General features: G+C 62.4%; 10 protein-coding genes and 1 pseudogene. 7 read left to right on the forward strand and 4 right to left on the reverse strand.

All coding sequences use genetic code 11. From position 1 onward, the window contains the following. Nucleotides 1-422: 422 nt before the first annotated feature. Nucleotides 423-2,180: a GTPase gene (locus H8F24_RS17555; protein ID WP_197170386.1), complete on the forward strand. Its 1,758-nt coding sequence runs from the start codon at nt 423-425 to the stop codon at nt 2,178-2,180. Between the two features lie 25 nt (nt 2,181-2,205). Next, complete coding sequence (locus H8F24_RS17560; RefSeq protein ID WP_197170387.1) at nt 2,206-3,921, forward strand: GTPase domain-containing protein; 1,716 nt, start codon at nt 2,206-2,208, stop codon at nt 3,919-3,921. A 62-nt stretch (nt 3,922-3,983) separates the two neighbouring features. On the opposite strand, the gene H8F24_RS17565 is transcribed toward H8F24_RS17560, so the two are convergent. Continuing rightward, nucleotides 3,984-5,249, reverse strand: a complete 1,266-nt coding sequence (locus H8F24_RS17565; protein WP_197170388.1) for an ATP-binding protein — start codon at nt 5,247-5,249, stop codon at nt 3,984-3,986. Nucleotides 5,250-5,323: 74 nt separating this feature from the next. On the opposite strand from H8F24_RS17565, the gene pglZ reads away from it, so the two are divergent. Genes pglZ through brxL form a run of 4 tightly spaced genes read left to right on the forward strand, consistent with a single transcriptional unit; the run spans nt 5,324 to nt 10,772 of the window. Beyond that, entirely contained in the window at nt 5,324-7,867 is a 2,544-nt protein-coding gene (gene pglZ, locus H8F24_RS17570) for a BREX-1 system phosphatase PglZ type A (protein ID WP_197170389.1), read from the forward strand. Between the two features lie 48 nt (nt 7,868-7,915). Beyond that, nucleotides 7,916-8,218, forward strand: coding sequence for a type II toxin-antitoxin system Phd/YefM family antitoxin (locus H8F24_RS17575; protein ID WP_197170390.1), 303 nt, complete (start codon nt 7,916-7,918; stop codon nt 8,216-8,218). After that, a complete protein-coding gene (locus H8F24_RS17580; RefSeq protein WP_197170391.1) occupies nt 8,215-8,613 on the forward strand; it encodes a type II toxin-antitoxin system VapC family toxin in 399 nt (132 codons plus the stop codon). Before H8F24_RS17575 ends, H8F24_RS17580 begins: the two co-directional genes overlap by 4 nt. A gap of 5 nt (nt 8,614-8,618) precedes the next feature. Further along, a complete protein-coding gene (gene brxL, locus H8F24_RS17585) occupies nt 8,619-10,772 on the forward strand; it encodes a BREX system Lon protease-like protein BrxL (RefSeq protein ID WP_197170392.1) in 2,154 nt (717 codons plus the stop codon). A gap of 3 nt (nt 10,773-10,775) precedes the next feature. On the opposite strand, the gene H8F24_RS17590 is transcribed toward brxL, so the two are convergent. Next, entirely contained in the window at nt 10,776-11,831 is a 1,056-nt protein-coding gene (locus tag H8F24_RS17590; RefSeq protein ID WP_197170393.1) for a restriction endonuclease, read from the reverse strand. Nucleotides 11,832-12,687: 856 nt separating this feature from the next. Between H8F24_RS17590 and H8F24_RS17595 the strand changes: the two genes are divergently transcribed. Beyond that, on the forward strand, nt 12,688-12,927 hold the full coding sequence (locus tag H8F24_RS17595) for a hypothetical protein (protein ID WP_197170394.1): 240 nt from the start codon (nt 12,688-12,690) through the stop codon (nt 12,925-12,927). Nucleotides 12,928-12,953: 26 nt separating this feature from the next. Here H8F24_RS17595 and H8F24_RS17600 read toward each other — a convergent pair. Together H8F24_RS17600 and H8F24_RS17605 are read right to left on the reverse strand one after the other, a co-directional pair. After that, a pseudogene (locus H8F24_RS17600) lies at nt 12,954-13,196 on the reverse strand (AbrB-like transcriptional regulator); the annotation flags it as partial. After that, nucleotides 13,166-13,579, reverse strand: coding sequence for a hypothetical protein (locus H8F24_RS17605; RefSeq protein ID WP_231597944.1), 414 nt, complete (start codon nt 13,577-13,579; stop codon nt 13,166-13,168). The pseudogene H8F24_RS17600 and the gene H8F24_RS17605, both read right to left, overlap by 31 nt. Between the last annotated feature and the right edge of the window lie 239 nt (nt 13,580-13,818).

The raw sequence follows: 13,818 nt of genomic DNA on the forward strand, positions 1-13,818 counted from the left end.
GCCGGCTGATGACAGCCCACGACGATCCCGCCGTGGACCTGCAGGCCCTCCGGAGGCTCACCAGCGATGAGCAGGAATCCCTGCTGTGCCTCATGGCCGACCTTGCCGCCATTGATGACCACACCGATCCCCGCGAGGAGCAGGTGCTTGCCCGCCTGGCCCAGGGACTGCAGCGGCTCCCCCCCTCGGTTGCCACCCGGTTGAACGAGGCTCGCGAACGCACAACAGCCCTGCGGGACAAGCTCAACCAGCCGAAGTCTGCCCCCAGGAAACGGGTGCGACTGCTCCGCTTTGCGGAGCGCGCTCTGGGACTGGCGACCGTGGATGCCGTGACCTCCAGGGCTGGCCAGGGGGAGCGGGTGAAGCTCTGGCGCCGCCAGACCCTCTTCAACCACCGTGCCTACAGATCCAGCCTGGAGCAGATGCGCCAGCTCACGGCGGAGCTGATGCCTCAGACGCAGGCAACCCTGGAGAGCGCTGCGCAATCCCTGCAATCCCTTCAGGACAGTTTCGCTGGTATCACCAGCGATCTGTTGGCCTCTGACCTGCCGAAAGACAGCCAAGAGCAATTGGAGGCCTTGCTCACCACGGTGCAGGAACGCCTGGAGCGCATCGTTCAGCGGGATCTAGACGGTCTCCGCAACGACCTTCTCGCTAAGCAGCGCAGCCTGAAACAGTTCTGCATGGCCGTCATCGGCCGGACCATGGCGGGCAAAAGCACCCTGATCGCCTCTCTCACGGGCCGGGATCAGGGGGCCATCGGCAACGGGCAGCAGGGCTTCACCCGCTACAACCGCGCCTACAACTTCCATGGTATCCGTCTGATCGATACCCCTGGCATCGGTGCAGCGGGGGGCCAGGGTGAAAACTTCGAGCAAGCCGCCCTCCGCGATACGGAAGTGGCCCGCGCCATCTTCCCCGAAACCGATCTCGTCTGCTTCGTGATCGACAGTGATTCCAACGTGCCCTGCACCAGAGAGCTGATGCAGCAGCTCCATCGGCGCGGCAAGGCGTTTCTCGTGCTGCTCAACGTGAAGGTGGGCCTTCAGGGGGGAATCGATCGGCTGCGCAGCCGTCTTGATGCCAAGTTCGCCAAGCAGGGTGAGCAATCGATCAGCGGCAACATCGCGGCCATTCGGCGTGATCTCGCCCAGGCCATCGGGGAAGAAGAGGCCGCCAGGGTACCGATCCTTCCCATCCATGCCAAGGCAGCCTTCAAGGCCACGCAGGCTGAAGACCCCATCGAAGCGGAGGCTTGGCGAGAGCTCAGCCGTCTCGATCAGGTGCTCGAACACATCGATGGGTTGATCACACGCCAAGCACCGGAGCTGCGGCGTCGGACCCTTCGTGCCAACCCGCGCCAGGAGTTGGAACGCATCGTCCACGACCTGGCCGCGCTGGAGGCGTCCCTCGCGAACCAGGCGCGGGTTTTCCAGGAGACCCAGGACAGCACGGCCAAGCAGGTGCAGGAGATCTTCGCCGACCTGAAGCGTGAGGTGCGCAACCGCATCCAAGCCATCTTTCAGGCGCTCGATGTGCGTGCAACGAGCTTCAGTGCTGACAACTACCGGCGGAACGGGAAGGAGATCGAGCGGCGCTGGAAAGCCGAATTGGAACGATTTGGACTGACCAGCCAGGTGGATGATCTGACGGCCTGGCTGAAGGAGGAACTGGCCATGCGCCTCGATGCCCTTCAGAACGACATACGCGATCGGTTGCTATTTCAGGTGGGTGCGGCAACACTCCACAGCCGATTGGAGTTTGACCTGGATATTGGCTTCGAGGAAGCCCTGCGTAGCAACGTCAAACTTGGGTTCAAGATTTTGTCCGGAGTCTTTGCGGTCTTCATGTTTGTCCCAAGCCCGATTCAGCCATTTGCCTGGCTGGGGAGTCTGCTAGCTGGTTTTGCGCCGATGCTGATGGATTGGCTCATTCCCGGTGGTGATCAACGCCGCAGAGAGGCCCAGAGAGCTCTGAAAGACAAACTGCTCGAAAGCCTCCAGAACCCTAGGGCCAACATGGCCCAGCAATTTGATGAGGCCATCTCAAACCAGCGAGATCAGGTAGCCGCAGCCATTGCCCAGGCGTTAGGTGGCAGCAGCGCAGCCCTCTTGGCCTTTCGTGAGCAACTCCTGATCACACAAGCCGAGCTATTGCAAAGCATCACTTCCCTCGACTGACATCTCCCCCTTCTCTTTCTCTGCAATGGCCACCTTCCAACTTCCAGAACTGCAACGCCGGATTCAATCCAGCCTTGATAGCCTTCAGGCCTTCTTACTAGCCCGTGGCGAACATTCTCTTCAGGAGAAAGCCAACGCCCTGGAACAGCAGCGTCTTGCCTTAGGCGAGAGGGCGCTGCTCAGCCTTGCCTTCAGCGGCCAGTACAGCGCAGGGAAATCCACCATCATCTCGGCTCTCACCGGCCGCAGCGACATCCACATCTCCGCCGATGTGGCAACCGATGAGGTGCAGGCCTACCGCTGGCGTGAGATCGAGCTCTGGGACACACCAGGCCTGTTTGCCGATCGTCCGGATCACACCGCTAAGGCTGAGCAAGCACTGCGTGATGCTGATCTGATCGTCTATTGCCTCACCACCAACTTGTTCGACACCGTCACCGCGGCTGACTTCCGGCGGTTGGCCTTTGAGAATGGCTTCGCGCCCAAGATCTTCCTGGTGATTAACAAACTCTCGATGGCAGATGTGGAGGACACTGACGACTACATCAACAACCTGACCGTCTCCATCGATCGTACCCTCGCCCCCCATCACCTCAACGGCTTCAACCATGCCTTCATCGATGCTCAGGACTTTCGCGAGGGGGTGGCGGATGGCGACGACATCCTGGTGCAGTTCAGTCGTTTCGAGGGATTCATTCAGCAGCTCAATGGGTGGGTAAAACAACAGGGTCTGCTGGCGCGGCTTGACCCACCTATTCGCCTCGGACTGACCACCATCGACGAGGCCCTTGGCACCCTACCGGATGGAACCTTTCAGCAGAACCCGGAACTCTTTCTGCTCAATCAGCAGCTGCGCATTGTGCAGAGTCAGCAACGACGCACCGCCGCCGAAGTGCGCCGAATCTCCACCGGTGTGGTGCAGCACGTGCAATTGCTAGGCGAGCAGCTTCTCAGTGGTGAGCTGGGAGAAGAGGAGAATCAGGCCACATCGAGCTTCCGGGTCAAATGTGAAGAGATCAACAAGTCGGCATTTGACGATCTCAATGGCACTCTCCAAGAAGCCTATGCACAACTCCAGAGCAAGCTCGACGACTTCGCCCGCGAACCCTTCGTGGCGGAGTACTTCGCCAGCGTTGAAGCCGGCATGGAAGGGACTGTCCCTAGACGAGGCGAAGAAAGTGGCGCGAAGGTCAATCCCATCAAAGATATTGCAAAGAATCTCCTTGACAGGGGAGCAGAAAACTTTGCTTTTCCTGGTGGAATCATGACCACCTCGAGCCAGGTTGCAGGCACGGCTGGGCATCAACTTGTCTATACCGTTGGAAAGTTCCTTGGTAAGGATTTCCGGCCGTGGGAAGCGGTGAACATTGCCAAGGGTCTTGGGCAGGCCGTTGGGATTCTGAGCATCGCCATGGCTGCCTATTCGGTTTATGACCATGTTAATGAGGAGGCCAAAGTCGTGGAGAAGCAGCGCCAGGCAGATCAGCAGCTCAGTGAGGCCCGGTCGCAGATCCGCAAGCTCGCCGAGGCCATGGCTGCCCAGGTCCAGGACATCTATCAACAGGAGTACGACCTGCCGGTGGTTGGGGTCATCGTGGAACGCCTCAACGCAGCTCGTGACGTGGTTCTCGCCCGCGAAGCCAGCAACAAGGAGCTAGTGGAAGGCCTCTCGAGTTACCGCTTTGAGCTCAAGAGTTGTCTCCAGCAGCTCTACGCCACTGATCGTGAGGGTGGGGTCTGAACGTCATGCTCCATCGTTCAGTTTCGACATCCGTCGCTGAGATCGGCACATCTCACGACTGCCTACAGCGCCAGCCTGGCCGTACCAGTCATCAGGTACTGAATGGCCTCTCGTCCACGACGCGGCAAAGCCTCAACGGCACCGGCCTCGATCAGCTGCTGCAGGGTCTGCGACACCGAGGGCTGCTTCACAGCCCACAGCCCCACCAACTCGGCCTGCGTCTGAATCGAGGCGGGATCCACCTGTGCCCAGGCCACCAACCGCTCCCAGGCTGTATCGCCCAGCTGCTCCTGCAGCTCCGCCTGGTTGCGTTGTCGCAGGCTGAGCAGCAGATCGCCCAGCCCCACCGGCGCCACTTCGGCGCCGGCACTCGTGAGGCCCAGCAAGGCCGTGATGCCATCTTCCAGGGCCTTCAACAGGCCGCGCAGATCCCCTCGGAACAGCTCGTAAAGCTTCTGCACCACGGCATCAGTCACGGGGGGCCGCCATGGCTTGGCGGGATCCTGCTGCAGGGCCTCGTAGCGATTGGCCAGCAGTTGCTTCACCTCAGTCAGATCCAGAGGCTCCAGCACCAGGGGATTGCTGAACACCGAGCGGATCTGGGTGTGGCTCTGCACCACCGTGCGCACCGCATCGGTGGTGCCCACCACGATCAGATGCAGGCCGTCGTGCAGCAGGGCCTGATCGCGGATCCCCCGCAGCAGATCCGCCGCCCGCGACGCGTCTGCCTCGCTGAGATTTTCGAGGTTGTTGAGGTGCAGCACGATGCCGCGTGCGCCACGGGCGATGGCGTAACGCAACAGATCACGCAACACCCGCGGTCCATCCAGCAGCAAGGCCCCTGGTGGCGTGGCCACGATTTCGCTCTGGCTACCGCCAAGCCCCACACCAAAGGCCGACACCGTGAGTCCGCCGCCCCGCAGGCGAATACTGCGGACCAGTTGCTGGGCGGCTTCCACTTCAGGCCCCGCTGCCGTGGGGCAGTTGGCCAGAACAGCGTCATACACACCCGAGAGGAGCTGCCCCAACAACTGCTCGCTGGCCCCCTCTGCGCTGATGGGGATGATCTCGTCGGAACTCCAGTACCCCTCCGCCTGGGCATCGGCCTTCACCGTCTGCACCAGGGTGGTTTTGCCGATCCCCGGCCGGCCGGCCACGGCCTGGCGGGAGCTGGCACTGCTGCCGATCGTGGTGAGCAGCAGCTGCCGCTCCCGTTGCCGGCCCACAAACAGCCGCAGCGGCGTCGCCTCCGAATCCGCCCGCAACGTGGCCTGGAAGAAGGGCGACGAGCGCAGGTTGTACAGGCCCCAGAGGTTGGGCAGCGCCATGGCTCGACGTATTGGCAACGGGCGTCAGCCAGCCAATACTGGTCATGTATTGGCCGATCTGGCAATACCTGCCCATGACCCGCTCCCCTGCCGCCACCAGCCGCATCCACGAGAGCCTCGAAGCAGCTCTCGCCCGCAAGCGCGTGGTGCTCTGGTACGACCCCAACGGTGAGTGGGCCTCCGAATTCGACGACTACCAGCCCGGACAAGCCGAGAAGCTGCGGGTGGAGAACAACGAGTTCTCCGTGAAAGTGCAGGTCAGCCGCGCCCCCCTCGACCAGCGCTTCCTGCTCTACATCCCTTCGCCCAAACCAGCCGAACCCGATAACTGGCTGCTGGATCTGCTGCTGGCGGGCCATGAGTTCACGGCTGATCGCGCCTCCCTCGACATCCAGGAAGCGGGGCTGACACTGGAGTTCAAAGAGCTGGCCCAGGAGCACAAGGCCTTCTTCCGCTCATCGGTGCGCACCACCAAGCTCAAGGAACTGCGGCGTCCCAACGACGACAAGGCCGCCGTTCGGCTCAAGATGCTCGCCGTGCTGGCCAAGCAGCCGCCCGATATCGACAAGCTCTTGCTGCATGCCTTCGGGCAGCTGGCTCCGGCCAACCCCGATGGCGACGACCCGGTGGAGACCCTCTATGGAAACCACCAGCTGAGCAGCTATTTCTGGAAGGCGGTTGGCGAGAAGTTCGGCTACGCCAGCCCCGAGCCCAACCTGCGCGACTTCGCCGTTGCCCTGTTCAACAGCGTGAGCTCGATCGGGCCCGATGGCGGCCTGCTGCCCCACGCCCGGGTGTTCCTGAGCATCTGGAAGGACAGCCTCAGCGCAAGGAGTGCCTTTCAGCAGTGGAGCGATCACCTCGCCGGTGTGCTGCGCGTGGAGGAGCAGCTCAACGACGCGCCAGACAGCTACGACCCAGACGACGACGACAGCTATGAGCTGATCGAGCGTTTTGTGCTCAGCCGCCTGCTGCAGCGTTTCCAGAGCGACGCCTCAGACGCCGAGCTGCTGGATGCGATCCGCAACCGCAGCAGCTCCTGCTGGTTTGACAAGCACCTGCACGGCTACCGTGCCCTGGAGCAGGCGATCAGCTTCCGCCAACTGCTGGCGAAGGCTGATCTGCAGGTGCCCGGTTTCGAGGAGGGTCTGCAGCGCTATTGCAATGGCTGGTGGCGGCTGGATCAGGCTTACCGGCGCTGCATCTTCCATGCCCGCACCTACCAGCAGCCCACCCTCTTCAAGCCGCTGCGGGAATGGTTGGAGAACCAGTACGTGAACAACGTGCTGCTGCCGCTCACCAACCGCTGGAGCGATCAGGTGAGTCAGCTCAGCAGCTGGAGCTCCACGGCCTTGCCGCGGCAGAAGGAGTTCCACATGCGCTACTTGCATGCACCGCTGGGCGCCAAGAGTCTCAAGCGCCTGTTTGTGGTGATCTCCGATGCCCTGCGCTACGAGGCCGCCCGCGACTACGCCGAGCGCCTCAACGCTCAGGCGGGCAAGGGGTGGAAGGCCGAGGTGGAAGCTCTGTTGGGGGTGCTGCCCAGTTACACCCAGCTGGGCATGGCAGCCCTGCTGCCCGGTGCTCAGCTCGGCATCAATATCCACGACCCGCAGGCCAAGGCCTTGCTAGACGGCCAGAGCGCAGCCGGCACCGACAACCGCGACAAGATCCTCAAGGCCTACGCCAATGGCCGTGCGAAGGCGATCCAGGCGGAAGACTTCCTCAACCTACCCACCACTAAGGAAGGGGCCGAGCTGATCAAAGAGCACGATCTGATCGTGGTGTTTCACAACCGGATCGACCGGATCGGCGACAAGCGCGACACAGAAGCCGACACCTGCCAGGCGGTGGAGCAGGCCTTCGAGGAGCTGGACGCGATCCTGCGCAAGATCAGCAGCCTCAAGGGCAGCCAGGCCGTGATCACCGCCGACCACGGCTTCCTCTTCCAGCAGGAACCGGTGGATGCCAACGACCGCTCGGAGTTCCCCGCGGCCAAAGAGCTCACCTTCAAGAACCGCCGCTTTGCCCTGGGCAGTGGCATCAAGCCCAGTGCCGGGCAGAAGGTGTTCACCGCCGCGGAGCTGGGTCTGACCGGCAGCTGGGAAGCGGTGTTCCCGCTGGGCCTCGATCGCTATCCCCGTTCGGGCTCCGGTTCACGCTTCGTGCACGGCGGCACTTCCCTGCAGGAGGTGGTGGTGCCGGTGATCCGGCTCAAGCGGGAACGCAAGGACGAGAGCCGCGTGGTGGAGGCCGAGCTGCTGCGGGTGCCCGCCAAGATCACCATGGGCAAGCTGAGCTTCGGGCTGTTCCAGCTGGAGCCCGTGGAACCCCGCAAGCGGTTGCCGCTGCAGCTGCGCATCGGCCTGTACGCCAAGGCCGATGGGGCCCTGCTCTGTGCCCACCGCACCGTGCTGCTCGATTCCGCCGCCAGCGAAGCCCGCGAGCGGGAGCAGCAGGTGGTGCTGGAGCTGTCCAACGCGGCCGGGGACTACAACAACCAGACCCTGGAGCTGCGACTAGAGCAGCTGCTGGAGGGTGTCAGCCAGCCCCAGGCCTACAAGACTGTGGACCTGAAGCTGCAGCGGCCCTTCGGCAGCGACTTCGACGACTTTTGATGGCCTTAGTCCATGCCTAAACTAAGTGAGTCGTCTGCTGATGGCGCCATGGAATCGCTCCCGCCCACGCAGCACGTGGCGCCCCGCGTCGTGAACGTGCACCAGGCCAAGACCCACCTCTCCCGCCTGATCGATGACGCCCATGCCGGTGAGACGATCCTGCTGGCCAAGGCCGGCAAGCCCTGGGCGCGATTGATGCCCCTGGCTCCGCCCGTTCCCCAGCGCATCCCGGGGCGCTTGCGCAGCCAGGGGCCCCTCGCCCAGCCCAACGTGCTGCTCGAACCCATGGACCCAAGCGAACTGGAGCGCTGGGAGTCCAGCCCCCTGCTGCCGGAGGCGCCGCTGCCATGAGCAGTGGTGCCGCCTACCTGCTCGACAGCCACGCTCTGCTGTGGTGGTGGTTCGATCCCGATCGTCTCTCCACCGCCGTGCGTGAGCTGCTCGGCGACCCCGCTACGCCAGTGCTGGTGAGCGCAGCCTCGGTGTGGGAGCTCAGCCTCAAGCACCACCAGGGCAAGCTGCCCGAACTGAGCGGTGCCATTGCCGATCTGCCGGGGTTGCTGCAAGCCGATGGCTTCGAGGCGCTGCCGATCTCCCTGGCCCATGGGCTGCGGGCGGGCGGTTACAGCCAGCCCCATCGCGATCCCTTTGATCGCATGCTGGCTGCCCAGGCAGAACTGGATCGCCTGGTGCTGCTCACCGCCGATCCCCAGCTCTCCACCTTCCCCTGCCGCACCTTCTGGTGACCGCCATGGCCCCTGCCGCCCATACCCCTCTGGATCAGAAGATCCTTGAGCACTTCCCTGGCCTGGTGGTGCGCAAGGACTTGACCACCGAGCTCAAGCAGAACGCGGTGGTACCCACCTATGTGCTCGAGTACCTGCTCGGCCAGCACTGCGCCACCGACGATCCAACCCTGATCGCCGAAGGACTGGAATCGGTGCGACGGATCCTGGCCAAGCACTACGTGCACCGCAACCAGGCGGAGCTGGTTCGCTCAACAATCAGCGACCGTGGCAGTCACAAGGTGATCGATAAAGTTACTGTCACTTTCAATGACAAGGGCGGATTTCACGAGGCCGAATTCACGAATCTTGGGCTCAAGAAAGTGCCCATCGATGATTCGTATGTCAAGCGATTCCCCAAAATGCTGGTCGGTGGTGTCTGGGCGATCACCGATGTGGAATATGAGTTGCCAGTCGAGACCAATGCAAGCCCTTGGCAGATCGCAGGTCTCAAGCCAATCCAGGTGGCCAGCGTCGACCACGATGAGTTTCTGTCAGCCCGTGCCAAGTTCACTACCGACGAGTGGATTGACGTGCTCATGCAGAGCGTGGGCTTCAATCCACAGCAGTTCACACGCCGAGGCAAGCTCCTCACCCTGATCCGGCTGATCCCATTCTGCGAGCGCAACTACAACTTGCTTGAGCTGGGCCCGAAAGGTACTGGTAAGTCCCACGTCTACGCTGAGTTCTCGCCCCACGGCATGTTGATCTCGGGTTCAGAGGTCACTGCCCCCAAGCTTTTTGTGAGCAACGCCAACGGCAAGATCGGCCTAGTGGGCTACTGGGATTGCATCTGCTTCGACGAGTTCGCCGGCAAGGACAAGAAAGTCGACAAGACGCTGGTGGACATCATGAAGAACTACATGGCCAACCGCACTTTCTCGCGGGGCATCGAGCAGCTTTCTGCCGAGGCCTCGATGGTGTTCATGGGCAATACCCAGAAGTCGGTGGCCTACATGCTTAAGCACTCCCACTTCTACGAACCACTGCCCGACAAGTACATCGACTCGGCCTTTCTTGATCGCATCCACGCTTTCAATCCCGGCTGGGAGGTGCAGCCGGTGCGGAATGAACTGTACTGCACGGGCTATGGGTTTGTGGTGGATTACATCGCCGAAGTTCTCAAGCACCTGCGCACTGAGGACTACACTGGCCTCTACAAGCCACATTTCGAGATCAGCTCGGAGGTGTCGATTCGCGATCAGACCGGCTTTGAGAAGACCTTCTCCGGGCTGATGAAGATCATTCACCCCGATAGCAAGGCCACGCCGGAGGAGATCGCTGAGCTCTTGGAGTTCGCCATGGAGTGCCGGCGTCGGGTGCGGGAGCAGATCCTGCGGATTGATGACACTTTCAAGCCCCATGACTTCGCCTATCGGCCCCTGGCTGGTGGTGCTGTGGTCACGGTGCTGACGCCCGAGGAGCAGCAGTATCAAGCTTTTGCGAGTCTGCGCCCCCTCAGTAGCGAGGCGGCGCCAGTTTCGGCAGAAGCTCCCGGTGCAGGAGGCGAGCACCCAGGTGCCCGCTCCCCTGAGGCCCAGGGTAAGCCCCAACCGGACGCCGCACCTGTGGAAGCTGTCGTCACCGAGGTCAGTGGAGCTCCGTCAGCCACTGCTGCCCAGCCCAAGGAGCAGCACCTCGTGGTGCCTGAAAACACCAAGGGCTGGAGCTACCGGCGCCTTTTTGCCGACTATCTCCAGGGCTGCAGCGGCATCATCATTCGCGATCCCTACATTCGTGCCTTCCATCAGATACGCAATCTGGTGGAGTTTCTGCGGCTGGTAAATGATATCACTCCCATCGGTGATGAGGTGACTGTCCATCTCATTACCGGTCCAGAGACTGACAGCAAGGAAAAGCTTGAGAAGCAGGTGGAGAACCTCGGCCAGGTTCAGGACTCCTTCGCCAGCACGAGCACGCCCTTTACCTGGGAGTTCGACTCCAGTCCCAATTTCCACGCCCGTAGCATCACCACAGACCACGGCTGGAAGATCACTATTGACCGGGGCCTCGATCTGTTCCAGTGGTTTGAGTTCTCTCCTTTCAATGCTGCTGCCGTGATGCAGGAAGCACGGATGGTAAAGGGGTGCGAGGTCAGCTACATCCGCGCCGACGCCTGACGTTCAGTCGTCCTCCTGAACCACCATCCAGACTCGTTTCAGGGGCAGGGCAAGCCGGATTTCCTCGGGAAGCTCGGAGTAGTTGGAAAGCAGCTTCTCCAGCAGCTCCTTGCGACTCCAGAGGCTCACACGGAAGAAATCCCGTGCGAACTCCTTCTGGACATTGGGCCTGAAGCCACCCCAGCTCACGAACAGGCAGGTCTCTGCATCGAACTTCTGCCCTGCGCCGATCAGCTTGTCGACCGTGGTCCGATCCACCGGATCCGTGCCTGACTTCACCTCAACGCAGATCTGCGGCTTCCCGAAGCCCAGCTCACCCCCGCCGGCCAGGATGTCGGCGCCGCCATCCGCTCTTTCTGGGCCGCGATAGGTCGTGTACTCCTCCGCCTGCAAGATTGCTTCCACCATCAAGGCCAGCTCGTGGCCCTTGAAGCGGGCCCCGATCAGTCGCTCGATGCGATCGGCCGCCAGTTCTTCGAGGTTGACGTTCGCTGCATCTGCCGCCTCTTCACTGCCGGCACTCCCTTGGGGGCCTGCCAGCGTGCGCGGCGCGGAATCCTTCACGCCTTCGGCTTTCCAATGGCGAGCGGGCATCGCCTTGACCCGCGCCTCAGCGTCGTTGCGCTGGATCCGGCAGATCGTCATGAACGCCCCGAAGGAATAGAGCATGCCCTGGGGGGAGACGGTGCGGGGGATCAGGCCGCTGAACCAGTTGATCTCGCGCCAGTGGTAGTAGGAGTTCGGACCGGTCGCCTCAATGCGGCAGTCGCCGGTGAACTCGCCGAAATACAGGCCGGACTGGAGCTTCGAGGGCATCACCACCCAGTCGCCGATGGCCATCTCCTTCACGAACGGCCAGACCTGAGAGGAAAAATTCAGCAGAGCTTTGGCCTTCTCTTCGGGGAAGCGCTCCTCTAGGGCCAGGATCAATGCCTTTCGATCAGGAAGATCCTCCAGATCAACGTCCAGTCCGTCCCAGGTCACATACACCCGATCCTCATCGAGGAACTTATGCTCTTGCTCGCCGCGGGAACCGGCGCGGATCAACAAGAGGGTCATGGCTTGCTCCCTCCAGCTCTATGCAACCGCACCGCCTCCTGGTACTCCGCCTCGATCCCTAGCCCTGAGTCCTCATCCGGCGTCAGCCGTTTCATGCCCACATGGATCAGGTGGGCCAACGCCCGGTCGCTCCAAGTGCCCGGCAGGCTTTGTAAGCAGCAGCTGGTAGTGGGGTCGTTGATCTGCAAACTGCTCGGGCCCAGAGCTTGGCAGCGCCAGCGGGATTCAGCCCTGCGGCTTGACCATGGATCGCTCCCCCTCCCCCGCTCAGGCATAAACCCCTATTGCCCTGCACCGCCAGTCGTCCGATCGTGTCTCCATCAACACCCGGGAGGCTCCACCGCATGGAAGACACCCCACCTGAGCAACCGTCAGGAGTGAGCTGACGATCCGGCCCCTGCTCCAACACTCTCAACGGATGACTGACGTTCCTGGCGTGTCGCGGCTGTTTTGCTGAAACAACCCTGGTGCCGTCCATTGCACCGCCTCAGGTGCCCCGGACCCAACGGAACGTCCCGATAGACCCCTGGCCCCAGATGCCGGCGTCAGCAGCTCCGCCCACCACACCATGATCAAAGCCCGGTGGCCTCGTCACCGGGCTTTGTCGTGCAACCCCTTGGCCATGGCTGACCTCGCTCAGATCCACCAGGCCCTGGTCGAGGACTACCTACCGCGAGTCCTTCCAGATCGCCGCCAGCAAGCTGCTCGCCCACCCCAGCTGGAACCTGGAAGCCAACGTGGTGCTGATGCACCTCAACAGCGGTGAAGTCACGATCGGGCCGGTGCAGAACTTGCCCTATGGCTGGAGCAGCTCCCGCCTGAACTGGATGTCTTCGTGCGGCTGCAGGAGCAGGGAATGCCCTTTGAGGAGGCCTACGCCCAGTGCCTGGCCGAACAGGGAGAGGAGTTCGTCGCTGCCTGCGATGCCGCCAAGCGCAGCAAGCCCCTGGTCACCCACGACAACCTGGCCGAGCTCACCGCTCTCTCCCAGAAGGGGTTTGCCAGGGAGCCCCGCGAGCTGCTGGCGCTGGCCCAGTGGTTCGACCATGTCAGCGGCTTCCTGGTGTCGTGCGAGCCCTTCCTTCCGTTGCCCTGAGAGCGACGGCCCCGCAGGCGCCTGGCTCACTCCTCGTCGTCAGCTCCACCCACGGGCGCCAGGCGAATCTGCTTGCGCCCCAGCTTGATCTCGAACTCATCGCCGGGCTTGAGATCGAGCAAGGCGGTGTAGGCCTTGCCCACCAGCAGGTTGCCGTTGTAGCCGATGGCTTCCGCGCAACGGCAGTGCACCTTGGCCACATAGCTCAAGCTGCGGCCAGCCTTCGCTTTCGCCTCACTCAGGGGCGCGGCTCCAGCCCCTCCAGCGCCGTGCGCAGCTCACCGATGAACTCTTCATCCACCTCAGTGCCGGTGAGTTCCTCGTCCACCAGGTCCTGGATCAGGGGGTAGAAGCGCACCTCGAACCATTTGCGGAACACCTCGTAGGTGCGCTCTGCCGGCCAGGTGCCGGTGTCGCGATGCCAGTAGTCGAGCTCCGCCTCAAAAATTGCCTCGTAGACCTCCTCGAGGATCTCCTCGGCCTCTTCCTGGGTGTCGTGGTCAGGGATCAGGTACAGGCAGGGCTCTCTGGCTCCAGCAGCGTCCACATGCAGCTCAAGTCCCCGTGCCCAGTCGAGCAGTTGCCCGCTGGGGTAGATCCCCACCGCGCAGCGGTTCACCACGGCCATGGCCCACACTGCGGCATTGACCAAACGCTAGGTCTGCCCATCTGAGCAGGCATGGCACGGCCGTGGAAGACACAGGAGAGGCCTTCTCGACGAAGAGCAAAAGGCCTGCATCGCATCGCTGCTGCAGGAAGGCAGAGGAGGTCACCAATGGGAAGGGCGCCCCGTGTCGGACGCCCTTGGGCCGGTTGCAGGGAACTGGTTGGAACCGCCCTGGTCGAGGCCTCTGATCCATGGATAGATCCGCTGGACCTTCGTGTCAGTAC

Source organism: Synechococcus sp. CBW1002 (assembly GCF_015840915.1).
Taxonomy (GTDB): Bacteria; Cyanobacteriota; Cyanobacteriia; order PCC-6307; family Cyanobiaceae; genus CBW1002.